This is a genomic window from Micromonospora sp. NPDC050495, assembly GCF_040655175.1.
Lineage (GTDB): Bacteria > Actinomycetota > Actinomycetes > Mycobacteriales > Micromonosporaceae > Micromonospora.
Window position 1 is genome coordinate 539006 of record NZ_JBFAJK010000001.1, and the last position, 26172, is coordinate 565177.

Consider the following 26172-nt stretch of genomic DNA (forward strand, 5'->3'; position numbering starts at 1 on the left):
TCCCATGTGGTGCGGGGCCTTGCTGACGCGATCGTCGGTGGGGCCCCGCGCTTGTTGATGAACGTTAGTACGGCAGAGCGCTCAAGTTCTACTAGGCCAGCCGAGGTGACTGAGCAGCACTGAGCAACGGGGAACAACGGGGAGTTGCAGGTAGTGCGATGGCGACGGTGCCGTACGTCCGTTCGAGTCCCGCACTGGCACGCATGGGCTGGCACCGGCTGGCAAAACCGCAGGTCAGCCGCTTCCGGCTGATCCGGGGCGTAAGTGCCACGCCCGAGCCCCGCAGGCGCAAGATAACGATTTGGTCACGGGGCGTGGCGGATTCCACGTCGGCCCCGAAACTACTGTCCGTACGACGCGAACGGACCGACAATTCGAACGCCTGTATCAGGCCCAGATGTCGCCCCACGTGCGTTCGTCGCCGACCCACCGCGACAGGCCCAACCGCTCCGGCTCGAACACCTTCGACCCCGGCAGGGTGGCCGGCCCGACGACGATCACGGCGAGTGCCCGGATCACCTCGCGGCGGGCGGGCAGCGGCGCGCTGTCCCACCGCACCCGGACGTCCACGCCCGGTTCCAGGATCTGCCGCAGCGCCGGCGGGATCGACGCGTGCTCGGCCTTCCGCTCGGCGGCCCGGATCTTCCGGGTGAGGTCCGCCTCGATGACGGCCAGCGATGCCGGGGACGTCTCGCCCTTCGCGGCGGACAGCCGCCACTCGTCCAGCTTCGCGGTCAGCTCGGCGGCCTCACGGCGGGCGGCGATAACCTCCCGGTCGGACTCCGCCCCTTCCTGGCGCAGGGCGGCGTACGCGTCGGGTCGGGCCAGCCGGCCGAGCACCATGCGGGTCACGAGGTCGTCGGTGGGCGCCTGGAGGATGCTCACGCACCCGTCGGCGAAGCACCGGTACCGGCCGCGCACCGACGTCAGGCCGGACCCGCACGGCGTGGCGGCCAGGTAGGACAGCAGGTGCTTCTGCCGGCCGGGCCGGGTGGTGACGCGCGCCGGGTCGGTGAGGACGCGCTGCGCCTCGTAGAACACGGCCGGGTCGACGATGGCCGGCCAGTCGCCGGGGTACTGCTGGCCGTTGTAGACCCGCACGCCGATGTACGCCGGGTTGGTGGCGATGTCGCGGACCCGCATCGGGTACCAGCGCTTTGCGTTGAGGGTGGGCACGCCGCGGTCGTTGAGGTCGCGGACGATGGCGAGGATGGGCACCCCGCGCGCGGCCTTGTCGACGATCTCCCGGACGACCGCGGCGCGCTCCGCGTCCGGCTCCTGGCCGACCAGCTCGCCGGTGGCGGGGTCGTAGGTGCGCCGGTAGCCGTAGGGGGTGCGGCCGTGCGAGGGGCGACCGGAGGCGGCGGCGCCGGCGTGGCCACGGCGTACGCGCACCGACAACACCTCCGTCTCGTACGCGTTGCTCACGCCCTCTTCGGCGAGGGTCTTCCAGTCGCGGGCGCGCGCCAGGTCGTAGGTGCGCTCGTGGGATACGACGTGGATCCTCACGCCCTGCCTGCGGCAGAGCGACAGGAAGGCGAACCACGTCTCGGGGGTGCGGTCGCCGCGGCTGGACTCCCAGAGAATCAGGATGTCGAGCTGCCCGTCGCCGATGTCGGTGAGGACGCGCTGCCAGTCGTCGCGGACGGTGCGCGCGCTGCGGGATGCGCTGGTGCCGTCGGAGTAGCTGCCGGCGTCGGTCCAGCCTTCTTCGGCGATGACGGCCCGGCCGGCCGTGATCTGCTCCATGATGCTTTTGGCCTTACCACGGCTTTGCCGGCCGTACACGGCCGCGCGTACTTGCGGGGTGTCCACCATGGCGCGTAGCTTACAGGCTAAGAACCGAACATCAGGTTGTAGATGCACTGCTCGGAGACGAGGCCGAGGAAGTTGCGCCGGCCCGCCGCCGCCTGCGCCTGGGCGATGTGCCAACCGGCGAAGTTGGACGATCCGACGTAGAGGACCTTGCCCTGGACGACCAGGGTCTCCATCGCCTGCCAGATCTCCTCCCACGGCGTGGCCCGGGAGATGTGGTGCATCTGGTAGAGGTCGATGGTGTCGGTCTGCAGCCGGCGCAGCGAGTCCTCGCAGGCCCGGATGATGTGCCGGGCGCTGAGGCCCTGCTCGTTGGGCCACTCGCCCATCTTGCCGTAGACCTTGGTGGCCAGGACGACCCGGTCGCGGCGTCCGCCGCCCTGGGCGAACCAGCGGCCGATGATCTGTTCGGTGACGCCCTCGCCGAGCTTCCAGCCGTACACGTTGGCGGTGTCGAAGAAGTTGATCCCGTGTTCGAGTGCCCGGTCCATGATGGCGAAGCTGTCCGGCTCGTCGGTCTGCGGCCCGAAGTTCATGGTGCCGAGGCAGAGCCGGCTCACCGAGAGTCCGGTGCGTCCGAGGTTCGTGTACTCCATGGGTCCACCCTGGCACGCCGGCACTTAGAGTGCCTTGCGATGCCAGGGTGGATCAGGACGATTCGCGGGCCGCCGGGCCGCTGCCGAAGAGGACGTCGTCCCAGCTCGGCAGCCGCTTGCGCGGCTTGCCGGCGGCGTCCGTCGACTCGGCGCCGCCGGCGGCCGCAGCCGGGGTGCCGGTGCGGCGCGGCCGGAGCACGGCCAGCGACGGTACGGCCGGGACCTCCTTCGGCGCGTCCGAGTCGTCGTCGAACGCGGAACCCTGACCGCCGCCGAGCAGCGCCGCGGCCCCGCCGGTGACGGCCCGCTGGCGGGACGCGTCCGACCCGGCCAGGGCGGCCGGGGAACGGGTGTCCAGACCCCGGCCGGAGGTGCCGCCGAGCGGACGGTCCAGCGAGGCGAGCAGGGCGTCCCGGCCGGCGCGGATCGGATCCCGACCCGGACGGGCGTGCTCGGACGGCTGCGGCAGGCCGTGCCCGCCTCGGCTCGGCTCGCCGCGCGACGGGCCGGGCAGCGCGTGGCCGCCCCGCTCCGGTGCCGGCTCCTGGCCGAGGATCGGGGTGGGCCGCTCGGCGCAGAGGTATTGCGCCATGTCGTCGTGCGGGGCGACCTGCTGGCGGGTCTTGTCGAGATCCCAGACCGCCTGTGCGGTGGCCTTGCCGGACGGCCAGGTGGCGATGATCCGCCAGGTGCCGTCGTCGCGCCGGTACGCGTCCCAGGAGATCTTCTCGGTGTCGATCCCGTGTTGGGCCAGCCGACCGTTGACCACCTCGGCCAGCGGGGTCGGCTTCTCCGCGCCCTTGAGCCGGGTACGCCGGGCGTGCTGGGCGAGCATGGCCCGCTCCTGGAGCACCGGGCCCGCGTAGCGCAGCACCCGGTCGACCGGGACGCCGGCGATGCGGGCGACGTCCTCGGCGGACTCGCCGGAGCGGATCCGGGCCTGGATGTCCCGCGGGGAGAGCGACGGGATCGGGTCGGCGGCGGTCGGCACCACCGTGAGGGGCGTCGCGCCGGGCTCGGCGTGCAGCACCGAGGCGACGCGTTCGTCGATGGGGAGGGCGAGCAGGCGCCCGACCTCGTCGGCGAGCACCAGGGCCTGGCCGTCCTCGGAGAGGGCGACGAAGCGTACTGGGCGCATGGGCTTGCCTCCGTCCCGCTTCGCTGGCCGTGTCACGCCGCGAGCCGGCCACCCGGGCGTCTCGAACCACCGTACGCCCATCTACCTGAAGGTGGGGGATGCGACACCCCGGCATGTCGCGACTGAGCTGCGGCGATGATCACGGTGGGTGGTCGTCGGAGGCGCGACGACCACCCACCGTCACGAGGTGATCAGAGTCGCTCGACCACGTAGTCGATGGACGCGGTGAGCGCCTCGACGTCGGCCGGCTCGACCGCCGGGAAGAGCGCGACCCGGAGCTGGTTGCGGCCCAGCTTCCGGTAGGGCTCGGTGTCCACGATGCCGTTGGCGCGCAGCGCCTTGGCGATCGCCGTGGCGTCCACCTCGTCGGCGAAGTCGACGGTGGCGACCACGTTGGAGCGCAGCGCCGGGTCGGCCACGAACGGGGTGGCGAACTCGGCGCGCTCCGCCCAGCCGTACACGATGCCGGCGCTCTCCGCGGTGCGCTTGGCCGCCCAGGTCAGGCCGCCCTGGGCGTTCATCCAGTCGGTCTGCTCCGCGGCCAGGAAGATGGTGGCCAGCGCGGGGGTGTTGTACGTCTGCTCGAGCCGCGAGTTGTCGATCGCGGTGACCAGGTCGAGGAAGGCCGGGATGTAGCGGCCCGACTCCTTGATCTCGGTGGCCCGGGCCAGCGCGGCCGGCGACATCAGGGCCAGCCAGAGCCCGCCGTCGGAGCCGAAGCACTTCTGCGGGGCGAAGTAGTAGACGTCGGTCTCGCCGACGTTGACCTCCAGGCCGCCGGCGCCGGAGGTGGCGTCGACCAGCAGCAGCGAGCCCTCGTCGGCGCCCGGCACCCGGCTGATCGGCACGGCCACACCGGTCGAGGTCTCGTTGTGCGGGGTGGCGTAGACGTCCACGCCCGCCTCGGCGACCAGGGTCGGCGCGCTGCCGGCCGGGGACTTGCGCACGGTCGGCTCGCCCAGGAACGGGGCGTCGGCGACCGACTTGGCGAACTTGGCGCCGAACTCGCCGAAGCTGGCGAACTGGGCCCGGTCGCGGACCAGGCCGAAGGTGGCGACCTCCCAGAAGGCGGTGGTGCCGCCGTTGCCGAGCACCACCTCGTAGCCCTCGGGCAGGGAGAAGAACTCGGCGAGGCCCCGGCGCAGCCGGGCCACCTGGTCGCGGACCGTCTTCTGCCGGTGCGAGGTGCCCAGGTAGCTGGTGGCGACCTCGGCGAGCGCGGAGACCGCCGCCGGACGGACCTTGGACGGCCCGCAGCCGAAACGTCCGTCGGCGGGCCTGATGTCGTCGGGAATCCGGATGGTCGGTGCGTCAGCCACTGTTGTCTCGATCCTTCCGCATGGGGGAGGGCGGCCCTTCAGTGGGCGCGGACCGTGGGCGGCCACGCGCGCACGCGCGGCGGGGCCGGGTCCGAGCCCGGTCCGGCGGCGCTGCCGGCCTTCATCCTCGCACCCGGGCCGGCCGGCCCGGTGGCTGGTCCCACCCCCGGAGCTGAGGGATGCGCCACAGCGCGAGGGGGCCCGGTCCGTCGCGGATGCTGTTGGTTAATTCGGCATCCGTCGCGGACCGGGCCCCCTCGGCGCGTTGCGTCGGGCCCCCGCCGCCCCCGAAGGCGTCGAGCGGGGCCCGGGCGGGACAGCTCAGACGCCGTGCGGGATGGCGTCCCAGCCCTCGACCTGCTGCGGCTTGCGCGGGGTGTGGCCGATGTACCGGGCCGACGGGCGGACCAGCCGCTGGAGCTTCTTCTGCTCCAGGATGTGCGCGGACCAGCCGCCCATCCGGGCGCAGGTGAACATCGAGGTGAACATGTGCGCCGGGACCTCGGCGAAGTCGAGCACCACGGCCGACCAGAACTCGACGTTCGTGGCGAGCACCCGGTCCGGGCGGCGGGCCTGCAGCTCGGCCAGGGCGGCCTTCTCCAGCGCCTCGGCGACCTCGAAGCGCGGCGCGCCCAGCTCCTTGGCGGTGCGCCGGAGCACCCGGGCGCGCGGGTCCTCGGCCCGGTAGACCCGGTGACCGAAGCCCATCAGCCGCTCGCCCCGGTCGAGCACGCCCTTGACGTACCCCTCGGCGTCGCCGCTGCGCTCGACCGCCTCCAGCATGCTGAGCACCCGGGACGGGGCGCCGCCGTGCAGCGGGCCGGAGAGCGCGCCGATGCCGGACGAGATGCAGGCCGCGGCGTCGGCGCCGGTGGAGGCGACGATCCGGGCGGTGAAGGTGGAGGCGTTCAGGCCGTGCTCGGCGGCCGAGATGAAGTAGGCGTCGACGGCCTTGACGTGCCGCGGGTCGGGCTCACCCCGCCAGCGCTTCATGAACCGCTCGACGATGGTCTCGGCCTTGTCGATCTCCTTCTGCGGCACGGCCGGCAGGCCGAGGCCGCGGGCGGACTGGGCGACGAAGGAGAGCGCGGTGACCGACACCCGGGCGAGGTCCTCGCGGGCCTGCTCGTCGGAGATGTCGAGCAGCTGGCTGAGCCCCCAGTACGGGGCCAGCATGGCGACCGCGGACTGCACGTCGACGCGGATGTCGCCGGAGTGCACCGGCACCGGGAACGGCTCGGCGGGCGGCAGGCCCGGACCGAACCGGCCGTCGACCAGCAGCGCCCAGACGTTGCCGAAGGAGACCTGACCGATCAGATCCTCGATGTCCACGCCGCGGTAGCGCAGCGCGCCGCCCTCGCGGTCCGGTTCGGCGATCTTGGTCTCGAAGGCTACGACGCCCTCGAGGCCCGGTTTGAAGTCGGCCATGTCGTCTCCTGGCTTCCGGCGGTGGTGGCGGCGCGGGCTCGACCGGCCCGCGGCTTAGGCGACCCTCAGGGATGTGTTCGTGACATCTTGCCTGCTCGGTAACCGAGTCCGCGACCCACCGTGGGTGTGCGCCACATGACACCCCCGCCGGTGGACAGGCGCGCTACCTGGACAAGACTGGGTGGCGGGGTCTGGCCAGCGTCGGGGGACGCGGTCGCCCCGACGAAAAGGACGGAGACTGTGACCGGCGACACACCCGCCCCGGCCGGCATGCGTAACGAGTACGCCGCCGACCTGGGCCTTTCCGAATCCGATCTGGCACCCGACTGGCACAGCCAGTTCGCCCGCTGGTTCGCCGACGCGGTGGCGTACCCGCTGCCCGAGCCGAACGCCATGGTGGTCGGCACCGCCGACGCGCAGGGCCGGCCGAGTGGGCGGACCGTCCTGCTGAAGGGGTACGACCCGGACGGCTTCGTCTTCTACACCAACTACGACTCCCGCAAGGGCGGCGAGGCGACCGCCAACCCGTGGGCCAGCCTGGTCTTCCCCTGGTTCCCGATGCAGCGGCAGGTGGTGGTCACCGGGCGGGTGGCCCGGGTCGACCGGGCCGAGACCGAGGCGTACTTCGCCAGCCGGCCGCGCGGCTCGCAGCTCGGCGCCTGGGCGAGCACCCAGTCCCGGGTCGTGCCGGACCGGGCGGCGCTGGACGCGGCGTACCGGGCGGCGGCCGAGCGCTTCGCGGCGGTCGCCGAGATCCCCGCGCCGCCGCACTGGGGCGGGCTGCGGGTCCACCCCGAGACGGTGGAGTTCTGGCAGGGCCGGGCCAGCCGGCTGCACGACCGGCTGCGCTACCGGCGCACCGGGGACGGCGCCTGGATCACCGAGCGGCTGGCGCCGTGACGGGACTGAAGGAGGCCCGGCCGCGCGGAGCGCGCCGCTGGGCGATCGACCTGCGCCCGCTGCGGGTGCCCGCGTACCGGCGGGTCTGGCTCGGCAACGCGGTGGCGATGTTCGGTTTCCAGTTCACCGCCGTGGCCGTACCGGTGGAGATGTTCGCGCTGACCCGGGGCTCGTTCTGGGTCGGCCTGCTCGGCGTGGCCGGCTTCGTGCCGCTGCTGGTGTTCGGGCTCTGGGGCGGCGCGGTCGCCGACGCCCGGGACCGCCGCCGGGTGCTGCTGGCCGGCGGCGCGCTGCTCTGGGCGTCGACCCTGTCGCTGCTGCTCCAGGCGCTGTTCCGGGTCGGCAGCCCGACGCTGCTGCTGGTCCTGGTGGCGGTGCAGGCGATCGCCTTCGCGGTCACCTCACCCACCCGCAGCGCGATCCTGCCCCGGCTGGTCCCGGCCGAGCTGATCCCGGCGGCCAGCACGCTCAACTACACCACCTTCACCGCGACCTCGGTGTTCGGGCCGCTCACCGCGGGTCTGATCTTCGCCGCCTGGCCCACCGAGGTCGGGCTGCCGATCGCGTACGCGATGGACGCGCTGCTCTTCACCGTCTCGCTCTGGGCCACCCTGCGGCTGCCCGCCATGCCGCCCGAACCGGACCCGGGGGACGCGGCCACCCCGCGCCGGGCCGGGCTGGCCAGCATCGTCGACGGCTTCCGGTACCTGGCCACCACGCCGGTGCTGCTGCTGTCGTTCGCCATCGACCTGATCGCCATGATCCTGGCCATGCCCCGGGCGCTCTTCCCTGAGCTGGCGCAGCACCGCTTCGGCGGCGGGGCGGCGGTCGGCTGGCTCTACAGCGCGATCGCGATCGGGGCGATGCTGGGCGGCCTCACCTCCGGCTGGATCGGCCGGGTACGCCGGCAGGGCCTGGCGCTGACCGTGGCCGTGGTCGGCTGGGGCGTGGCCATCGCCCTGGCCGGGCTGGCCCACCAGCTCTGGCTGGTGGTGGCGCTGCTCGGGCTGGCCGGCGCGGCGGACCTGGTCAGCGCGACGCTGCGGCAGTCGATGCTGCTGATCTACGCGCCCGACCGGATGCGCGGCCGGCTCCAGGGGGTCAACACGGTGGTGGTCGCCGGCGGCCCGCGCCTGGGTGACCTGCGGGCCGGCGCGATGGCCGCCGCGTTCGGCACCGGCGCGGCGATGGTCGCCGGTGGGCTGGCCTCCGCGGTGCTCGCGGTCCTGCTGGTGGCGGTCTTCCCGGCCCTGCTGCGCTACCGGGCGGCGGCTCGGCCGGACTGACCGACGGCTGGGACGGGCAGCGCCGGCCCGGCATCCCGGGCGCGGGACGGACTAAGGTCCCCGGCATGGAGAACGCCGGGTACCGGTCCCCGTCGGGGACGCAGTGGACCATCGCCGCCGACGGGCACGAGGCGGTCGTCGTCGAGGTCGGGGGCGGCCTGCGGACCTACCGCCAGGACGGGGTCGACCACGTCGACGGGTACGCGGAGGACGAGATCTGTGCCGGCTCGGCGGGGCAGATCCTGGCCCCCTGGCCGAACCGGATCCGGGACGGCGCGTACCGCTTCGGCGACCGGTCGTACCAGCTCGACCTGACCGAGCCGGCCCGGCACAACGCCATCCACGGCCTGGTCAACTGGGGCGCCTGGCAGCTCGTCGAGGCGGCCCCGGACACGGTCACCCTCGGCTACGACCTGCCGCCGACCCCGGGCTACCCGTGGGCGTTGCGGCTGCGTACCCGGTGGAGCGTGGGGGCGGACGGGCTGCGCGCCGAGCACGAGGTGACCAACCTGTCCGGCGAGCCGGCGCCGTTCGGCTTCTCCGTCCACCCCTACCTGCGGTTGCCGAAGGCGGCCGTGGACGAGGTGTCGATGCGGGTGCCGGGGCGGAACCGGGTGCTGCTGGACAGCCGCCTGCTGCCGGTGGCCGCGACCGAGGTGGCCGGCACCGAGTACGACTTCACCGAGCCTCGCGTGATCGGCGCCGCGGTGCTGGACCTGGCCTTCGGCGACCTGGTGCGGGACGCCGACGGCGGCTCGTCGGTCACCCTGGCCGCGCCGGACGGGTCGGCGGTGCACATCTGGGCGGACCGGGCGTTCGGCTGGTGGCAGGTCTTCACCGGGGACACCCTCACCGGGGAGCGGTACCGCCGGTCGGTGGCGGTCGAGCCGATGACCTGCCCGGCGGACGCGTTCCGCTCCGGCCGGGATCTGATCATCCTCGAGCCGGGGCAGACCTGGCGGGGCGCCTGGGGCATCCGGCCGGGCGGCTGAGCGTGGAGTTCGCCGACGTCGTCCGCCGCCGCCGGATGGTCCGCAACTACGACCCGGACCGGCCGGTCCCGCCCGAGGTGGTGGAGCGGCTGCTGGCGCACGCGGTCCGGGCGCCCTCGGCCGGGTTCGCTCAGGGCTGGGGTTTCCTGGTGCTGGAGGAGCCGGCGGACCGGGACCGCTTCTGGGCCGCGGCCACGCCGGGCGGCGGGGGCCGGGAACGCTGGCTGGCCGGGATGCGCCGCGCCCCGCTGATCGTGGTGCCGCACGGCAACGCCTCGGCGTACCTGGACCGCTACGCCGAGCCGGACAAGGGCTGGGCGGACCGGTCGACCGACCGCTGGCCGGTGCCGTACTGGCACGTGGACGCCGGTTTCGCCGCGCTGCTGATGCTGCTCACCGCCGTGGACGAGGGGCTGGGTGCGTGCTTCTTCGGCATCCCGCCGCAGCGGCTCGACGCGTACCGGGCGGCCTTCGGGGTGCCGCCGGAGTACCAGCCGATCGGTGCGGTGACGGTGGGCTACCCGGCGCCGGACCACCGGTCGCCGTCGCTGCGTCGGGGACGTCGGCCGATGGACGAGGTCGTCCGGCGGGGCCGGTGGAGCTGAGGTGATTCGCCCGTCCCACGCGGGGGTACCGGCGTGGCGAAACCGACATGAGGGAGTAAAACGCGGTGTGCCGGGTGCGGTTAGGCTGGCACCGACATCACCGGCCGGCCAGGGGGAGGGAAGCGCGCCGTGATCTTCAGAGCGGTCCGGGACGGGCGGCCCTACCCGGAGCACAACCTCACGCTGAAGCAGTGGGCGGAGATTCCGCCGCGCCCGCTGCGGCTGGACCAGCTCATCACCACTAAGCGCGAGCTTGCGCTGGACAAGCTCCTCGCCGAGGACTCGACCTTCTACGGCGACCTCTTCCCGCACGTGGTGCAGTGGAACGGCGGCCTCTACCTGGAGGACGGCCTGCACCGGGCGCTGCGCGCGGCGCTCCAGCAGCGCAACCAGATCCACGCCCGGGTGCTGGTGCTCAGCGGTCAGGGCGAGTGACGTCTTCCTGAGTCTTCGTTAAGGTGGCCGCATGACTGCGCTGGACCTGCTGGACATCGACGCGTCGCTCAGCGAGGAGGAGCGGCAGATCCGCGCCGTCGTGCGCCGGCTCATCGACGACCGGGTCCGCCCGCACGTCGCCGGCTGGTACGAGGACGGCCAGGTCCCGGCCCGCGAGCTGGCCCGCGAGTTCGGCAAGCTCGGCCTGCTCGGCATGCACCTGACCGGGTACGGCTGCGCCGGCGCGACGGCCGTCGCGTACGGGCTGGCCTGCCTGGAGCTGGAGGCCGGCGACTCCGGGGTGCGTTCGCTGGTCTCCGTGCAGGGTTCGCTGGCCATGTACGCGATCTGGCGCTACGGCAGCGAGGAGCAGAAGCAGCGCTGGCTGCCCGCGATGGCCGCCGGCGAGGCGATCGGCTGCTTCGGGCTGACCGAGCCCGACCACGGCTCCGACCCGGCCTCGATGGCCACCCGGGCCCGGCGCGACGGCGACGACTGGATCCTCACCGGCAGCAAGATGTGGATCACCAACGCGCCGATCGCCGACGTCGGGGTGATCTGGGCGCGCACCGACGAGGGGGTACGCGGCTTCGCCGTACCGATGGACACGCCTGGCGTGACGGCGCGCGAGATCCGGCACAAGATGTCGCTGCGCGCCTCCCTCACCGGGGAGATCGCCCTCGACGGCGTGCGGCTGCCGGCGGACGCCCGGCTGCCCGAGGCGGTCGGGTTGAAGGCGCCGCTGAGCTGCCTGACCGAGGCCCGGCACGGCATCGTCTGGGGCGCGCTCGGCGCGGCCCGCGACTGCCTGGAGACCGCCCTGTCGTACGCGACCACCCGGACCCAGTTCGGCAAGCCCCTCGCGGGCTTCCAGCTCACCCAGGCCAAGCTCGCCGACATGGCCGTCGAGTGGAACAAGGGCCTGCTGCTCGCGCTGCACCTGGGCCGGCTCGCCGACAGCGGAAGGCTGCGGCCCGCGCAGGTCAGCGTGGGCAAGCTGAACAACGTCCGGGAGGCCCTGGAGATCGCCCGGCAGTGCCGGACCATCCTCGGCGCCAACGGGGTCTCCGGGGAATATCCGGTGATGCGGCATGCCAACAACCTGGAGAGCGTGCTGACCTACGAGGGCACTTCCGAGATCCACCAGCTGGTCATCGGCCAGCAGCTGACCGGGCTCTCCGCCTTCGCCTGAATCGACCACCGCGGCTCGCCGGCACCCGCCTGCTGGGGCCCTCGACCCGCCGATCTTCGGCACGGAGGGCTTCCCGGTGGATCAGTCCACCGACTCCGTCGAAACCCGGATTCACCCGTTCGGGTCGCTCGACGAGCGACTGTCGCATGGTGGCCGTACCGTCATTCTCAGTCGATGTTTCTGACGAGGATGGTGAGGGGCGATGGCCCGCGACGGTGACATCAGCGAGCCCACCAGGGAGTTTCCGGAATACCCGACCGGGGAGTCGCTCCGCGCCCGGTCGGACGTTCCACCCGAGCCCGGGGCCGGTGCCCCGGCTTCGTCGGCGCGTCCGGTGCGCGGTCTGCTCGGGGTGCTCGGCGCGGTCGCGCTGGCCGTGGTGGTGCTGCTCGGCATCCAGGCCACCGGCCTCCTGCCGGACTTCCGCAACCCGTTCGCCAAGGAGCAGACCGACCGCAGCCAACCGCCGCTGCTCAAGTCGATCCGCGACCTGAGCCGCTACGTGGCCGCCGAGGGCAACTTCCAGGTCGTCGTGGACGTGCAGAAGGACCGGCGCAACGTGCCCGACTTCCTGCTCAACGAGCGGACGCTCTTCGTCGGAGCCGGCCGGGTCGAGGCGTACGTCGACTTCTCCAAGATCGCGGACGGGGCGGTGGTGGTCTCCGACGACGGCAAGTCGGTCGAGATCAAGCTGCCGGCGCCGCAGCTCGGCGAGACCGACCTCGACATGGACAAGAGCTACGTCTTCGCCGAGGAGCGCGGCCTGATCAACCGGCTGAACGACCTGGTGGGCGGCGACCCCAACCGGCAGCAGCAGGTCTACCAGCTCGCCGAGGACCGGATCGGCGCGGCCGCCCGGGACAGCGGGCTCACCGCCCGGGCCCAGGAGAACACCCGCAAGATGCTGGAGGGGCTGCTCCGCTCGCTCGGCTACACCAAGATCACGGTCAGCTACACCGCACCCTGAACGGCGGACCCCAACGCCCGCCCGGCCCGCCCGGGCGGGCGTTGCCGTGCTCCCGGCCTGGTCGGCGGGGCGGGCGTTGCCGTGCTCCCGGCCTGGTCGGCGGGGCGGGCGTTGCCGTGCTCCCGGCCTGCCGGGCGGCCGCACCCGAGGCGCACCACCCCGGGAGCGGACGTCCTCGCCGGCGCGTTGCCGTGCTCGCGGCCTGCGGGGCGGGCCGCGCGGTGGGTCAGTACCGCACCCGGTCCTCGTTCGGCATCAGGATCCAGAGCACCAGGTAGACGATCACCTGGGTGCCGGGCAGCAGCAGCGACAGCAGGAACAGCAGCCGGACCATCCCGGCCGAGAGGCCGAACCGCTGGGCCAGGCCGGCACACACGCCGGCGAACATGCGCCCCTGGCGGGGCCGGACCAGTTTGCGACTCATCAGTCGTACTCCCAACTCCGCGGCGATCCGCCGCGCTGGATTCCAGGCTAGAAACGGCTACCTGCCGCGCCCTCGGTCCCGAGGAGGATCAGGGGCCCCGGCACCCGTAGGTGCTTACCCCGCCGACCCCCCACCGACGCGCCCCCGCTCTCCCGCCACCATCCCTGCCCACCCGCCCCCGCTCTCCCGCCACCATCCCTGCCCAACCGCCCCCGCTCTCCCGCCACCATCCCTGCCCCACCCGCCCCCGCTCGCCCGCTGCCGGCTGCTGCCCGATCGCCACCCGACCCGGCGAGGTTCTCCCACATCCGGGGAGCCGCGATTCGCATCCTGGGACAGCTGTAGATCTTGGTGAGAAACGGCCCCTATAAGGGCCGCTTCTTACCAAGATCTCGATGTCGGGACGTCCCGATGCGGAGAGCGCGCCCGAGACGCGGGGCCGGTCGAAGTCGGGGCGCCGAGAGGCGGGGCCGGTCGCCGTCGCGGTGCCCGAGGGCGATTGGGCACCGGGGGCGACGTGAGCGATAGCCGGATGCGGGGTGAGGGGAGGCGAGAGGGCGGGTTCGGGTCGCCGGGTGAGCTGGGCGGGTAGGCTCGCCGGTCGGGCACCCGCAACCCGGGACCCGCCCGCCGTCCCGGCCCCGGGGCGGCACCACTCGGTCCGCGCCCGCACGACGGGCGCGGCGGCGAGGAAGTGCAGCCATGATCAGTGTTTTCGACCTCTTCAGCGTCGGCATCGGGCCGTCCAGCTCGCACACGGTAGGGCCGATGCGGGCCGCCCGGACCTTCGTGACCGGGCTCAAGGCCGACGGGTTGCTCGCCGACGTGGCCGGCGTACGGGCCGAACTCTTCGGTTCGCTCGGCGCCACCGGTCACGGCCACGGCAGCGACCGGGCGGTGCTGCTCGGGCTGGAGGGGGAGGCCCCGGAGATCGTCGACACGGACACCGTCGGGCCCCGGGTGCAGCGGATCCGCGCCGAGCGGCGACTCGGCCTGCTCGGCGTCCAGGAGATCGACTTCGACCCGGACCGGGATCTGGTGCTGCACCGGCGCCGCTCGCTGCCGTACCACCCGAACGGGATGACCTTCGTGGCCCTGGACGCGGCCGGGAACCAGGTCCGGGCCCGGACCTACTACTCGGTGGGCGGCGGGTTCGTGGTCGACGAGGAGGCCGCCGGGGCCGACCGGATCAAGCCGGACGCCACCCGGGTCCGGTACCCCTTCCTCACCGGCGCGGAGCTGCTCCGGGTCACCGCCGAGACCGGGCTGTCGATCAGCGAGGTGATGCTCGCCAACGAGCTCTCCTGGCGCAGCGAGGCCGACGTCCGGGCCGGACTGCTGGAGATCTGGCGGGTGATGCGGGAGTGCGTGGCGCGCGGCTGTGAGCGCGACGGCGTGCTGCCCGGCGGGCTCAAGGTCCGCCGCCGGGCCGCCGAACTGCGCCGGAGCCTGGCGGCCGAGGCGAACGCCAGCGACCCGCTGCGCGCGATGGACTGGGTCACCCTCTTCGCCCTCGCGGTCAACGAGGAGAACGCGGCCGGCGGGCGGGTGGTCACCGCCCCGACCAACGGCGCCGCCGGGATCATCCCGGCCGTGCTGCACTACTACACCCGCTTCGTGCCGGACGCCTCCGAGGAGGGGGTGGTCCGGTTCCTGCTCGCCGCCGGCGCGATCGGCGTGCTGTTCAAGGAGAACGCCTCGATCTCCGGGGCCGAGGTCGGCTGCCAGGGCGAGGTCGGCTCGGCCTGCTCGATGGCCGCGGCCGGGCTGGCCGAGGCGCTGGGCGGCAGCCCCGAGCAGGTGGAGAACGCCGCCGAGATCGGCATGGAACACAACCTGGGGCTCACCTGCGACCCGGTCGGCGGCCTGGTGCAGATCCCGTGCATCGAGCGGAACGCGGTGGCCAGCATCAAGGCGATCACCGCGGCCCGGCTGGCGCTGCGCGGCGACGGGGTGCACCACGTGTCGCTGGACAAGGTCATCAAGACCATGCGGGAGACCGGCGCGGACATGAAGGTCAAGTACAAGGAGACGGCGCGGGGCGGGCTCGCGGTCAACGTGATCGAGTGCTGAACCCGAAGGGGTGACGCGGCCGGTACGAGCGCCGGTGCCGGGTGCCGGCGGCGAGGATGGGGCGGTGACGACAGGAGTCGCCGCGCTCTGGTCGGCCCGCCACTCGCTGCGCATCCTGGTCCGGCGGGACCTCGCGGTGAAGTACCAGCAGTCGGTGCTGGGCTACCTCTGGTCGCTCATCGAGCCGCTCGGCATGGGCCTGATCTACTGGTTCGTCTTCGGCGTGCTCTATTCCGGTGCCACCCGCCGGCACCTGGGTGACGCGGCCGGGTCGTACCCGCTGTTCCTGATCACCGGCATCTTCGCCTGGATGTGGGCCAGCTCGGCGCTGACCGAGGCGGCCAACGCGCTGACCGGGCAGGCCCGGCTGATCACCACGATGAACGTGCCCCGCCAGGTCTTCCCGATCGGCCGGGTCACCGGCCGGTTCGCCGAGTACCTCGCCGGCCTGCCCATCCTGATCGCCATCGCGGCGGTCTACGCGGCGCACGGCGAGATCCACCCCGGCTGGTCGCTGCTCGCCCTGCCGCTGGCCGTCGGGGTGCAGTTCGTCCTGCTGGTGGGGGTGGCGTTGCTGCTCTCTGCGGCCAACGTGCTGATGCGGGACATCGAGCGGTTCATGCGGCTGATCATCCGGCTGCTGTTCTACGCCACCCCGATCATCTACCCGCTCGCCCTGGTCCGGGACTCCGGCATGCCGGCCTGGGTCAAGTTCGGGTACGAGCTGAACCCGCTGGTCGGCATCTTCCAGCTGCACCACGCGATCTGGTACCCGGACGAGTTCCCGGACGCCCGGCTGCTCGCGGTGACCGTGCTGGGCAGCCTGCTCGTGCTGGCGTTCGGCTGGTGGTCGTTCCGCCGGCTGGAACCGGCCGTGCTCAAGGAACTCTGAATGGCGGCGATCATCGAGGCGGACGGGCTCGGCATCCGGTTCGTCCGCAACCGCCGCCGCCAGCTGCGCCTCCGCGAGCTGCTGATCCACCGGGGCGGGCGGGACGCCGGGGCGGGCGACTTCTGGCCGCTGCGGGACGTGTCGTTCCGGATCGAGCCGGGTGAGACCGTGGGGGTGATCGGGCGCAACGGCACCGGCAAGAGCACGCTGCTGCGGCTGATCGCCGGGGTGCTGATCCCCGACGAGGGCCGGATCCGGGTCCGTGGCGACGTGGCCCCGCTGCTGGAACTCTCCGCCGGCTTCTCCAACGACCTCACCGGCCGGGAGAACCTCTACCTGGTCGGCGGCCTGCACGGCCTCTCCGCCGGCTACCTGCGGCAACACTTCGACGAGATCGTCGCGTTCGCCGGGGAGCAGATCGAACGCTCCATCGACACCTCGGTCCGGCACTACTCCTCCGGCATGAAGGTGCGGCTGGGTTTCGCGGTGATCGCCCAACTGCCCCACCCGATCCTGCTGATGGACGAGGTGACCGCGGTCGGGGACGCGGAGTTCCGCGCGAAGTGCTATGCGACCATCGAGCGACTCCTCGCGGAAGGGCGCACGCTGGTGCTGGTGTCACACAACGAAAAGGACCTCACCCGGTTCTGTCGTCGGGGGCTCTACCTCGACGCCGGACGGTTGACCGTCGACGGGACCATCGACGAGGCGCTGCGGGCGTACGCCGGCGGGGCCAAGCGGTGACGCTCGCGATCGTGCTCGCCGCGGGTGCCGCGGCGGGCCTGACCACCGACGCCGGGGAGCGCCTGGCCGACCGGCTCGCCGGGCAGTGGCGGGACGCCGGGGCGGCCGATGTCCGGGTGGCCGCCGACCTGTCCGAACTGGCCGCGCTGGTCACCGGCGCCACCGGCCCGGTGCTGGTCAGCGGGGCCGACCTGGTGGCGCACACCGCCGTGCTCCGGCACCTGGCCACCAGCCCGGTCGGCCCGACCGTGGCCCTGGTGCTGACCGACCCGTCGGCGGCCGGGCAGGCCACGGTCCGGGAGGAACGCGGCCAGGTCGTCGGCGTCGACGAGCCCGTGGGGGCGACCGGCGTGTTCGGCGGTGCGCTGCGGGTCGGGCCGGGGGACCTGCCGGCCCTCGCGGCCGCCGCCCGCACGGCGGCGGGCCAGGGGGGCACGGTGGATCGGCTCTTCGCCGCGCTCGCGGCCGCCGGCACGCTGACCTTCGCCCACCGGGTACGCCTGCTCGTGGCGCACCGGGTCGGCACGGAGGCGGAGCTGCGGGCGGCCGGTGCGGCGGTGGCCCGGGTCGACGAGGACCGGGCGGAGCTGCGCCTGTCGGTGAAGGAGCGGGACGACTTCTTCACCACCTTCTTCGTCAGCACCTGGTCCCCGTACGTGACGAAGGCCGCCGCCCGGCTGCGGCTGAGCCCGACCGCGGTGACCATGATCTCGGTGGCGTTCGCGGTGGCCGCCGCGCTGCTCTTCGCGGCGGGTGGGCGGCCCGCCCTGGTCGCCGGCGGGGTCCTGCTCTACCTGGGCTTCGTGCTGGACTGCGTGGACGGGCAACTGGCCCGCTACACCCGGCACTTCAGCGCCTGGGGCGGCTGGCTGGACACCATGGCGGACCGGGCCAAGGAGTACGTCGTCTACGCCGGCCTGGGCTACGGCGCAACGCACGCCGGCTTCCGCCACGGCTGGGCGCTGGCGATCGCCGCGATGACCCTGCAGACCGTGCGGCACATGACCGACGCCTGGTACGGCGTGCTGCACGACGAGGCGGCCCGGCGACCGCGTCCGGCGGCCGGGGCGGCCGACGGCATCGGCGGGAAGCTGAACGCCGCCTCGACGAAGGTGCAGGCGGACACCGGCTCGGTGTCGTACTGGCTGAAGCGGACGGTGGTCTTCCCGATCGGCGAGCGGTGGGCGCTGATCGCGCTGGCGGCCGCGCTCTTCGGCCCGCTGGTGGCGCTCTGCGCGGTGCTGGTCTGGGGCACGCTGGCGTTCGCGTACACCGGGGCGTTGCGGACCCTGCGCGCCCGGTGGATGAAGGTGCCGGTGCTGACCACGGTCGACGTGACCCTGCACCGGGACGACGGCCCGCTGGTCCGGCGGTTCGCGGCGGCCCTGCCCGCGGGCCTGACCCGCGTCCTGCTGCGCGCCGCCCGCCCGGGGGTGGGTGTGCTGGGGCTGACCGTGCTGCCGGCGCTGGCGCCGCTGGCGCTGCTGCTGCTCGCCTGGCGGTGGGGTGCGGACACGCCCCGCTGGCTGGTGGGGGTGGCCATGCTGGTCTGGCTGCTGGCCGCGGTGGGCGTCCGGGCCACGCCGGACGGGCCGCTGGACTGGCTGGTCCCCGCCGCGCTGCGGGCCGGGGAGTACCTGTTCGCGATCGCCGTCGGGGTGCTCGGCGGCGCGCCCGCCTGGCTGATCTTCGGGTACGTCTTCGTGCTGACCCTGCACCACTACGACCTGACCGCCCGGCTGGAGAAGCGGCAGGCCGCGCCGCCGCTGCACGCCGCCTCGCTGGGCTGGGAGGGGCGCTCCCTCCTGCTGGCCGCAGCGGCAAACGCCGGAATCGTGAGCATTGCTCTGGCTACACTCGGTGCGTACCTTCTCGTGGTTTTTGTCGCGAGCGTGGCCCTCGCCTGGGTGGTCCTGCCGGCCCGCGCCCGCCGGACGCCGGTCCCGGTGAACGGGGGTGAGCGCTTGCCGGGCTGACGGAGGGCCGGCCGGGATGACTCTGCTCAGCTTCGTCGTACCGGCCTACCTGGTGCAGGGCTACCTGCGGGAGTGCCTCGACTCCATCCTGGAGCAGCCCTACGGCGACCTCGAGGTGATCGGCATCGACGACGCCTCCCCGGACGGCAGCGGCGAGATCCTGCTCGAGTACGCGGACCGCGACCCCCGGGTCCGCCCGGTCCGCCTCACCGAGAACGCCGGCCTCGGTCCGGCCCGCAACATCGGGCTGGACCGGGCCGTCGGCGAGTACGTCTGGTTCGTCGACGGGGACGACTGGCTGGTCCCCGGCTGCCTGCCGCACGTCGCCGACCGGCTGGTGGCGACCCACCCGGACGTGCTGATCGTCGACCACGTCCGGGCCCACTGGAACAACACCGGCACCCGCAGCGCGATGCGCGACGTCTTCCCCGAACCGGTGGGCGAGGAGACGTTCCGGCTGCGGGACCGGCCGGAGGCGGTACGGCTGCTGCACACCGCCTGGAACCGGGTCCTGCGGCGGGAGTTCCTGCTCGACCGCGGGCTGCGCTTCGAACCGGGCTGGTACGAGGACGTCTCGTTCAGCTATCCGGCGCTGATGGCCGCCGACCGGATCGGGGTGCTCGACCGGGTCTGCCTCAACTACCGGCAGCGCCGTACCGGGGCGATCACCCGGACCCGGGGCGACCGGCACTTCGAGGTCTTCGCCCAGTGGCACCGGGTGTTCCGGCTGATGGACCGGTGGGGGCCGGCGGTCGCCCCACTGCGCCCGGCCGTCTTCGAGCGGATGATCTGGCACTACCTGACGGTGCTGGGCAACGGCGAGCGGATCGCCGCCGAGCTGCGGCCGGCGTTCTTCACCCAGATCCACGCCGACCACGTCCGCTTTCGGCCGCCCGAGGGATACCCGGTGCCGGCCGGCGTGGAAGGGCTGAAGCACCGGCTGGTGGCGGCCGGGCGGTGGCGGACGTTCAGCGGGCTGCGCGACGCCAACCAGGTGGCCGAGACGGCCGTGCGGGTCGCCCGCCGGGCCCGGCGCCGGGCGCTGCCGAAGGCGCGGCGGGCCGCCCGGAGGGCCCGGGACGCGGCGCTGCGCGAGTACTACCGGGCCGAACTGCACCGGCCGCTGGACCCGAGCCTGGCCGTCTACGCCGCGTACTGGTACCGGGGGTACTCCTGCAACCCGGCCGCGATCTACGCGGCGGCCCGCCGGCTCGCGCCGCAGGTGCGCGGGGTGTGGATCGTGCGGCGGGACCGGGTGGCCAGCCTGCCGCCGGGCGTGGAGTACGTGGTCGCCGGCAGCCCGGACTACTACCGGGTGCTGGCCCGGGCCCGCTGGCTGGTCAACAACGTCAACTTCCCGGACTTCGTCCGCAAGCGGCCCGGCTCGGTGCACCTGCAGACCCACCACGGCACCCCGGTCAAGGTGATGGGGCTGGACCAGCAGCGGTATCCGGTCGGCGCGATGGGGATGAACTTCACGAAGCTGCTGCACCGGGTGGACCGCTGGGACTACAGCGTCAGCGCGAACAGCTTCTCCACCCAGATGTGGGAGCGGGCGTACCCGGCCGGGTACACCTCCCTGGAGGTCGGCTACCCCCGCAACGACCGGCTCGCCCTGGCCACCCCGCAGGAGTGCCGCCAGGTCCGCGCGGAGCTGGGCCTCGGCCCCGACGAGTACGTGGTGCTCTACGCCCCGACGCACCGGGAGCACCTGCCCGGCTGGCGGCCGCCGTTCGATCCGGACCGGATGCTGGACGCGCTCGGCCCGTCCGGCCGGCTGTTGATGCGCAGCCACTACTTCCACGACCGGGACCGGCGGCCCCGCGGCCCGGCCGCGGCCGGCGGGGTGCTCGACGTGAGCGGCCACGACTCGGTGGAGGACCTCTACCTCGCGGCCGACGTGCTGGTCACGGACTATTCGTCGGCGATGTTCGACTACGCCGTGCTGGACCGGCCGATCGTGGTGTACGCCCCGGACTGGGACGCCTACCGGGTGGCCCGGGGGGTCTACTTCGACCTGCTCGCCGAGCCGCCCGGGGCGGTGGCCCTCGACTTCCCGGCCCTGCTCGACGTCTTCCGCTCCGGCACGGTACGCGGGCCGGCTGCCGAGCGAGCCCGGGACCGGTTCCGGGCCCGGTTCTGCGCGCTGGACGACGGCCACGCGGCGGAGCGGGTGGTCCGGCGGGTGTTCCTCGGCGAGCTGGCCTGAGCGGGGTTACCGACGGGTCACCTTACTGATCGGTACCCGCCGATCCGCTGTAATCGGTCTGTCACGGGGGGAACATGGAACGTTTACCCGATGTGCTGATCCGATGATCCTGGTCACAGTCATGTCCGGGTTCAGCCGAGCACTGGGGAGGAGACGGTGACCACCGTCGCGCTCAAGGATGTCACCAAGGTCTTCCAGGACGGAACGGTCGCGGTCGACACCATCAATCTGGACGTCAATGACGGCGAGTTCATGGTGCTGCTGGGCCCTTCGGGTTGCGGCAAGTCCACCGTGTTGCGGATGGTGGCCGGATTGGAGGACCCCACCACCGGGGCGGTGATGCTCGACGGTGAGGTCGCCAACGACCTGCCACCGCGGGACCGGAGGATCGCCATGGTCTTCCAGGATTTCGCGCTGTACCCGCACATGACGGTCGGCGACAACATCGGCTTCCCGCTGCGGCTGGCCGGCGTCGAACCGTCCCCGCGCGGGGAGCGGATCCACGACGTGGCGAGCGCGCTCGGCATCGGCGACGTGCTCGGCCGCAAGCCGAGCCAGCTCTCCGGCGGCCAGCGCCAGCGGGTCGCCATGGGCCGGGCGATAGTGCGCCGGCCCGGACTGTTCCTGATGGACGAGCCGCTCTCCAACCTGGACAGCGGCCTCCGCGCCGAGCTGCGCGCCGAGATCTCCGGCCTCACCCGCGAGCTGGGCGTCACCACCATCTACGTCACCCACGACCAGGCCGAGGCGCTGACCATGGCCGACCGGGTCGCCATCATGCGCAAGGGCGTGCTCCAGGACGTCGGCACCCCCACCCAGGTGTACGGCCGGCCGGCGACCCTGTACGTGGCCGCGTTCCTCGGCAGCCCCCGGATGAACCTGCTGGAGGCCTCGGTCTACGTCCACCTCGACCGGTACGTCGCGCTGAACCTCGGCGAGCAGTCGCTCTACCTGCCCTGGGACGACATCCGCAGCCGGGCGGTCGCGCACTACCACGGCGAGCGGATCGTGGTGGGCATGCGGGCCGAGGCGCTCACCCCGGTCGCCCCGGACACCCCGGGTGACGTGCTCCAGGGCCGGATCCGGTACCTGGAGCACCACGGCCACGAGTCGCTGGCCTTCCTCGACATCGGCGCCACGGCCATCGTGGTGGACGAGATGGGCACCCCGGTGGAGAACGCCCTGCCCGGCCAGCGCGGCCTGCGCCGGTTCGGTCAGGTCATGCAGCGCCTGACCGGCCGGGCCGCCGAGGCGCCGGAGGCCGCCGCCCCGGTCGGCGGCGGGAACCGGACCAGCGTGCTGCCCGACCCCGGCCGGCACCACCGCCGCCCGGCCGAGCTGGCCGTCCGGCTGGCCCCGTACCCGGCGGTGTCGGCGGGCCACCCGCTCTCCGTGCAGATCCGGATGGACGCGCTGCACTTCTTCGACGAGCGGGGTGACCGGATCGATGTCGGCTGGCGCTGATTCCGGCCTCCCCGGGCGGGGAGGCCGGCCTTGCCGGCGCTGGTTACTGGCGAGTAGCGTTCGGGCATGACCGTCGACTCTCGCCAGGTCGCGGCCGGTCTCCTGGAGGCCGTGCCGTTCGCCCGCACGCTCGGAATCGAATTCGTCGAGGTCGCGCCCGAGGCCGAGGGCGGGGTACGCGCCGTCGTCCGGCTGCCCGACGACCCGGCCCACCACAACCACGTCGGCGGCCCGCACGCCGGCGCCATGTTCACGCTCGGGGAGACCGCCTCCGGGGCGGTGGTGCTCGCCGCCTTCGGCACCGTGCTCGACCGGGCGGTGCCGCTCGCGGTGACCGCCACCATCCGCTACCAGAAGGTCGCCGTCGGGCCGGTGCGGGCCACCGCCCGGCTGGGCCGTGCCCCCGCCGAGGTGCTCGCCGAGCTGGACGCCGGGCAGCGGCCCGAGTTCCCCGTCGAGGTGGAGATCGGCACCGAGGACGGCACCGTCACCTCGGCCCTCACCGTCGTCTGGACGCTCCGCCCGAACCGCTGACGGCCGAATCGGGTTTGCCCAGCGGGGCCGGTGGATAGATTCAGGCAATGCTGGGCCTACCCGCTCACGTGACCGCCTGTCTCTTCGACCTGGACGGCGTCCTCACACAGACCGCCAAGGTGCACAACGCCGCCTGGACCCAGACCTTCGACGCCTTCCTGAAGCAACGGTCGGCCGCCACCGGCGAGCCGTTCCGCCCGTTCGACCCCGGCCCGGACTACAACCGGTACGTGGACGGAAAACCGAGAGCCGACGGCGTACGCTCCTTCCTCGCCTCGCGGGGGATCACCCTGCCCGAGGGCTCCCCCGACGACCCGCCCGAGGCGGACACGGTCAACGGGGTGGGCAACCGGAAGAACGCCATCCTGCTCCAGCGCATCGCCGACGGTGGCGTCGAGGTCTACCCGGGGTCGGTGCGCTACCTGGAGGCGGCCGCCGCCAGCGGGCTGCGCCGGGCGGTCGTCTCGGCCAGCGCCAACTGCGCCGCGGTGGTCGCCGCCGCCGGGCTGGACCGGCTGCTGGAGGCCCGGGTGGACGGCGTGGTGGCCCGCGAGCGCGGGCTGCGCGGCAAGCCGCACCCCGACACCTTCCTGGCCGGCGCGCAACTGCTCGGCGTGGCGCCCCGACAGGCCGCGGTCTTCGAGGACGCCCTCGCCGGGGTGGCCGCCGGCCGGGCCGGCGGCTTCGGCTACGTGATCGGCGTCGACCGGGTCGGCCAGGCCGACGAGCTGCGCGCGCACGGCGCCGACGTGGTGGTCACCGACCTCGCCGAGCTGATGACGGAGCCGGCCCGGTGATCCGCGAACGGGCCTATCCCGTCGAACCGTGGCACGTCCGGGAGACCCGGCTCGACATGGACGTGCTGGCCCAGTCCGAGTCGGTCTTCGCCCTCTCCAACGGGCACTTCGGGCTGCGCGGCAACCTCGACGAGGGCGAGCCGCACGGCCTGCCCGGCACCTACCTCAACTCCTTCTACGAGCTGCGGCCGCTGCCGTACGCCGAAGCCGGCTTCGGCTTCCCCGAGTCCGGGCAGACCGTCGTCAACGTCACCAACGGCAAGCTGATCCGGCTGCTGGTCGACGACGAGCCGCTCGACGTCCGGTACGGCGAGCTGCTCTCCCACGAGCGGGTCCTCGACCTGCGCGCCGGCACCCTGCACCGCGAGCTGCACTGGCGCTCCCCGGCCGGCCGGGACGTCAAGGTCCGCACCACCCGGCTGGTGTCGTTCACCCAGCGGGCGGTCGCCGCGATCCACTACGAGGTGGAGGCGCTGGAGGGGCCGCTCCGGCTGATCCTCCAATCCGAGCTGGTGGCGAACGAGGCGCTGCCGCCGCAGAGCCGCGACCCCCGGGTGGCCGCCGTGCTCGAGTCACCGTTGCAGGCCGAGGAGCAGCTGACCACCGACGACGGCGGCCTGCTCATCCACCGCACCAAGGTCAGCGGGCTGCGGGTCGCCGCCCAGATGGCGCACGACGTGGACGCCCCGGAGCGCACCAGCATCGAGTCCGAGGGCTACGAGGACTGGGTGCGGACCACCATCGGCTGCGTGCTCAAGCCCGGGCAGAAGCTGCGGGTGGTGAAGTACCTGACGTACGGCTGGTCCAGCCGGCGGTCGCTGCCCGCGCTGCGCGACCAGGTCGGGGCGGCGCTGGCCGCGGCCCGGCTGGACGGCTGGGACGGGCTGCGCCGGGAACAGCGGGAATACCTGGACGGGTTCTGGGACGCCGCCGACGTGCGGGTCGAGGGAGACCCGGAGGTGCAGCAGGCGGTCCGGTTCGGTCTCTTCCACGTGCTCCAGGCCGGCGCCCGGGCGGAACGCCGGCCGATCGCCGCCAAGGGCCTCACCGGCCCCGGGTACGACGGGCACGCGTTCTGGGACACCGAGATGTTCGTGCTGCCGGTGCTCACCTACACCCAGCCGGGCGCGGTCCGGGACGCGCTGCACTGGCGCTACTCGACGCTCGCCCAGGCCCAGGAGCGGGCCCGGACGTTGAACCTGCACGGGGCCGCCTTCCCGTGGCGGACCATCGAGGGGCCGGAGTCGTCGGCGTACTGGCCCGCCGGGACGGCCGCCTTCCACATCGCCGCCGACGTGGCCGACGCGCTGCGCCGCTACGTGCTCGTCACCGGCGACCAGGCGCTGGAGGAGGAGATCGGGCTGGAGTTGCTGGTCGAGACCGCCCGGCTCTGGCGCTCGCTCGGCCACCACGACCGCACCGGCCGGTTCCACATCGACGGGGTGACCGGCCCCGACGAGTACACCGCGGTCAAGAACGACAACGTCTACACCAACCTGATGGCGCAGCGGAACCTGCTCACCGCCGCCGACTGCGCGATGCGCCACCGGGACCAGGCCCTCGACCTGGGCGTCAGCGAGGAGGAGGCGGCCGCCTGGCGGGACGCCGCGCACTCCATGCACCTCCCGTACGACCCGGAGGCCCAGGTGCACGGGCAGGTGGAGGGCTTCACCCGGTTGCAGGAGTGGGACTTCGAGCACACCCCGCCGGAGAAGTACCCGCTGCTGCTGCACTACCCGTACTTCGACCTCTACCGCAAACAGGTGGTCAAGCAGGCGGACCTGGTGCTGGCCATGCACTGGCGGGGGGACGCGTTCAGCGACGACGAGAAGGTCCGCAACTTCAACTACTACGAGCGGCGTACCGTGCGGGACTCCTCGTTGAGCGCCTGCACCCAGGCGGTGATGGCGGTCGAGGTCGGCCACCCCGAACTGGCCCACCGCTACCTGCGCGAGGCCGCCCTCATGGACCTGCACGACCTGAGCGAGAACACCCGCGACGGGGTGCACATGGCCTCGCTGGCCGGCACCTGGCTGGCGCTGGTGGCGGGCTTCGGCGGCCTGCGCGACCACGACGGGACGCTCTCCTTCTCGCCCCGGCTCTCCAGCCGCCTGAGCCGGCTGGAGTTCGCGCTGCAGTGGCGGGGGATGCGACTGCGGGTGGACGTCCGGCCGCACCAGGCCACGTACTCGTTGCGCAACGGGGGAGCGGACACCGTGCTGACCCTGCGCCACCACGGCGAACCGGTCCGGGTCACCGCCGCCCAGCCGGTCACCGTGCCGGTGCCGCCGGCGCCACCGACCGGGCCGCCACCGGAGCAGCCACCGGGCCGGTCACCCCTGATGCATCTGCCGGAGAACCTGAGCTGAGCCACCCCGGGCCGCGT

Annotated in this window: 21 protein-coding genes and 1 pseudogene; 16 read left to right on the plus strand and 6 right to left on the minus strand. The window is 73.2% G+C overall.

Annotated elements, in window-relative coordinates:
• Window positions 1-387: 387 nt before the first annotated feature.
• From AB0I11_RS02645 to AB0I11_RS02665, 5 genes and pseudogenes are all read right to left on the minus strand, one after another.
• Window positions 388-1749: a recombinase family protein gene (locus tag AB0I11_RS02645; RefSeq protein ID WP_357309501.1), complete on the minus strand. Its 1362-nt coding sequence runs from the start codon at window positions 1747-1749 to the stop codon at window positions 388-390.
• A 98-nt stretch (window positions 1750-1847) separates the two neighbouring features.
• Window positions 1848-2411 (minus strand): annotated as a pseudogene (locus AB0I11_RS02650) (aldo/keto reductase); the annotation flags it as partial.
• A 52-nt stretch (window positions 2412-2463) separates the two neighbouring features.
• Window positions 2464-3549 (minus strand): septation protein SepH, encoded by a 1086-nt coding sequence (gene sepH / locus AB0I11_RS02655; protein ID WP_357309505.1) that lies wholly within the window; start codon window positions 3547-3549, stop codon window positions 2464-2466.
• 191 nt (window positions 3550-3740) lie between these two features.
• Window positions 3741-4868: a phosphoserine transaminase gene (gene serC / locus AB0I11_RS02660; RefSeq protein ID WP_357309508.1), complete on the minus strand. Its 1128-nt coding sequence runs from the start codon at window positions 4866-4868 to the stop codon at window positions 3741-3743.
• Between the two features lie 321 nt (window positions 4869-5189).
• A complete protein-coding gene (locus AB0I11_RS02665; protein ID WP_357309511.1) occupies window positions 5190-6296 on the minus strand; it encodes a citrate synthase 2 in 1107 nt (368 codons plus the stop codon).
• A 270-nt stretch (window positions 6297-6566) separates the two neighbouring features.
• On the opposite strand from AB0I11_RS02665, the gene pdxH reads away from it, so the two are divergent.
• From pdxH to AB0I11_RS02700, 7 genes are all read left to right on the plus strand, one after another.
• Window positions 6567-7196: a pyridoxamine 5'-phosphate oxidase gene (gene pdxH / locus AB0I11_RS02670; protein WP_357310304.1), complete on the plus strand. Its 630-nt coding sequence runs from the start codon at window positions 6567-6569 to the stop codon at window positions 7194-7196.
• Window positions 7193-8482, plus strand: a complete 1290-nt coding sequence (locus AB0I11_RS02675) for an MFS transporter (protein WP_357309515.1) — start codon at window positions 7193-7195, stop codon at window positions 8480-8482. Before pdxH ends, AB0I11_RS02675 begins: the two co-directional genes overlap by 4 nt.
• A gap of 65 nt (window positions 8483-8547) precedes the next feature.
• A complete protein-coding gene (locus AB0I11_RS02680; RefSeq protein ID WP_357309519.1) occupies window positions 8548-9474 on the plus strand; it encodes an aldose 1-epimerase family protein in 927 nt (308 codons plus the stop codon).
• Between the two features lie 2 nt (window positions 9475-9476).
• Window positions 9477-10079 carry a nitroreductase family protein gene (locus AB0I11_RS02685; protein WP_357309522.1) on the plus strand — a complete coding sequence of 201 codons (603 nt, stop codon included), beginning with the start codon at window positions 9477-9479 and terminating at the stop codon, window positions 10077-10079.
• 129 nt (window positions 10080-10208) lie between these two features.
• Entirely contained in the window at window positions 10209-10514 is a 306-nt protein-coding gene (locus AB0I11_RS02690; RefSeq protein WP_046566293.1) for a type II toxin-antitoxin system VapB family antitoxin, read from the plus strand.
• A 31-nt stretch (window positions 10515-10545) separates the two neighbouring features.
• On the plus strand, window positions 10546-11706 hold the full coding sequence (locus AB0I11_RS02695; protein WP_357309527.1) for an acyl-CoA dehydrogenase family protein: 1161 nt from the start codon (window positions 10546-10548) through the stop codon (window positions 11704-11706).
• Window positions 11707-11908: 202 nt separating this feature from the next.
• Window positions 11909-12673: a DUF4230 domain-containing protein gene (locus tag AB0I11_RS02700; RefSeq protein ID WP_357309530.1), complete on the plus strand. Its 765-nt coding sequence runs from the start codon at window positions 11909-11911 to the stop codon at window positions 12671-12673.
• Between the two features lie 226 nt (window positions 12674-12899).
• On the opposite strand, the gene AB0I11_RS02705 is transcribed toward AB0I11_RS02700, so the two are convergent.
• Window positions 12900-13097, minus strand: coding sequence for a PspC domain-containing protein (locus AB0I11_RS02705; protein ID WP_357309534.1), 198 nt, complete (start codon window positions 13095-13097; stop codon window positions 12900-12902).
• 702 nt (window positions 13098-13799) lie between these two features.
• On the opposite strand from AB0I11_RS02705, the gene AB0I11_RS02710 reads away from it, so the two are divergent.
• From AB0I11_RS02710 to AB0I11_RS02750, 9 genes are all read left to right on the plus strand, one after another.
• Complete coding sequence (locus tag AB0I11_RS02710; protein WP_357309538.1) at window positions 13800-15170, plus strand: L-serine ammonia-lyase; 1371 nt, start codon at window positions 13800-13802, stop codon at window positions 15168-15170.
• A gap of 64 nt (window positions 15171-15234) precedes the next feature.
• Entirely contained in the window at window positions 15235-16062 is an 828-nt protein-coding gene (locus AB0I11_RS02715) for an ABC transporter permease (protein ID WP_357309543.1), read from the plus strand.
• Entirely contained in the window at window positions 16063-16806 is a 744-nt protein-coding gene (locus tag AB0I11_RS02720) for an ABC transporter ATP-binding protein (protein ID WP_357309546.1), read from the plus strand.
• Window positions 16807-16844: 38 nt separating this feature from the next.
• Window positions 16845-18782: a DUF5941 domain-containing protein gene (locus AB0I11_RS02725; RefSeq protein WP_357310314.1), complete on the plus strand. Its 1938-nt coding sequence runs from the start codon at window positions 16845-16847 to the stop codon at window positions 18780-18782.
• Between the two features lie 16 nt (window positions 18783-18798).
• Complete coding sequence (locus tag AB0I11_RS02730) at window positions 18799-20991, plus strand: bifunctional glycosyltransferase family 2 protein/CDP-glycerol:glycerophosphate glycerophosphotransferase (RefSeq protein ID WP_357309550.1); 2193 nt, start codon at window positions 18799-18801, stop codon at window positions 20989-20991.
• A gap of 156 nt (window positions 20992-21147) precedes the next feature.
• Window positions 21148-22455 (plus strand): ABC transporter ATP-binding protein, encoded by a 1308-nt coding sequence (locus tag AB0I11_RS02735; RefSeq protein ID WP_357309553.1) that lies wholly within the window; start codon window positions 21148-21150, stop codon window positions 22453-22455.
• Window positions 22456-22521: 66 nt separating this feature from the next.
• Window positions 22522-22989 carry a DUF4442 domain-containing protein gene (locus AB0I11_RS02740; RefSeq protein WP_357309556.1) on the plus strand — a complete coding sequence of 156 codons (468 nt, stop codon included), beginning with the start codon at window positions 22522-22524 and terminating at the stop codon, window positions 22987-22989.
• A gap of 47 nt (window positions 22990-23036) precedes the next feature.
• Entirely contained in the window at window positions 23037-23786 is a 750-nt protein-coding gene (locus tag AB0I11_RS02745) for a beta-phosphoglucomutase family hydrolase (RefSeq protein WP_357309561.1), read from the plus strand.
• Window positions 23783-26155 carry a glycosyl hydrolase family 65 protein gene (locus tag AB0I11_RS02750; RefSeq protein ID WP_357309563.1) on the plus strand — a complete coding sequence of 791 codons (2373 nt, stop codon included), beginning with the start codon at window positions 23783-23785 and terminating at the stop codon, window positions 26153-26155. Before AB0I11_RS02745 ends, AB0I11_RS02750 begins: the two co-directional genes overlap by 4 nt.
• The last annotated feature ends 17 nt before the right edge of the window (window positions 26156-26172 follow it).

Bases quoted from the DNA above. Each gene is read 5' to 3' on its own strand.
- AB0I11_RS02695 (WP_357309527.1), top strand. From the start codon at position 10,546: ATGACTGCGCTGGACCTGCTGGACATCGACGCGTCGCTCAGCGAGGAG.
- AB0I11_RS02705 (WP_357309534.1), bottom strand. From the start codon at position 13,097: ATGAGTCGCAAACTGGTCCGGCCCCGCCAGGGGCGCATGTTCGCCGGC.
- AB0I11_RS02730 (WP_357309550.1), top strand. From the start codon at position 18,799: ATGACTCTGCTCAGCTTCGTCGTACCGGCCTACCTGGTGCAGGGCTAC.
- AB0I11_RS02740 (WP_357309556.1), top strand. From the start codon at position 22,522: ATGACCGTCGACTCTCGCCAGGTCGCGGCCGGTCTCCTGGAGGCCGTG.
- pdxH (WP_357310304.1), top strand. From the start codon at position 6,567: ATGCGTAACGAGTACGCCGCCGACCTGGGCCTTTCCGAATCCGATCTG.
- AB0I11_RS02680 (WP_357309519.1), top strand. From the start codon at position 8,548: ATGGAGAACGCCGGGTACCGGTCCCCGTCGGGGACGCAGTGGACCATC.
- AB0I11_RS02720 (WP_357309546.1), top strand. From the start codon at position 16,063: ATGGCGGCGATCATCGAGGCGGACGGGCTCGGCATCCGGTTCGTCCGC.
- AB0I11_RS02710 (WP_357309538.1), top strand. From the start codon at position 13,800: ATGATCAGTGTTTTCGACCTCTTCAGCGTCGGCATCGGGCCGTCCAGC.
- sepH (WP_357309505.1), bottom strand. From the start codon at position 3,549: ATGCGCCCAGTACGCTTCGTCGCCCTCTCCGAGGACGGCCAGGCCCTG.
- AB0I11_RS02645 (WP_357309501.1), bottom strand. From the start codon at position 1,749: ATGGAGCAGATCACGGCCGGCCGGGCCGTCATCGCCGAAGAAGGCTGG.
- AB0I11_RS02745 (WP_357309561.1), top strand. From the start codon at position 23,037: ATGCTGGGCCTACCCGCTCACGTGACCGCCTGTCTCTTCGACCTGGAC.
- AB0I11_RS02700 (WP_357309530.1), top strand. From the start codon at position 11,909: ATGGCCCGCGACGGTGACATCAGCGAGCCCACCAGGGAGTTTCCGGAA.
- AB0I11_RS02665 (WP_357309511.1), bottom strand. From the start codon at position 6,296: ATGGCCGACTTCAAACCGGGCCTCGAGGGCGTCGTAGCCTTCGAGACC.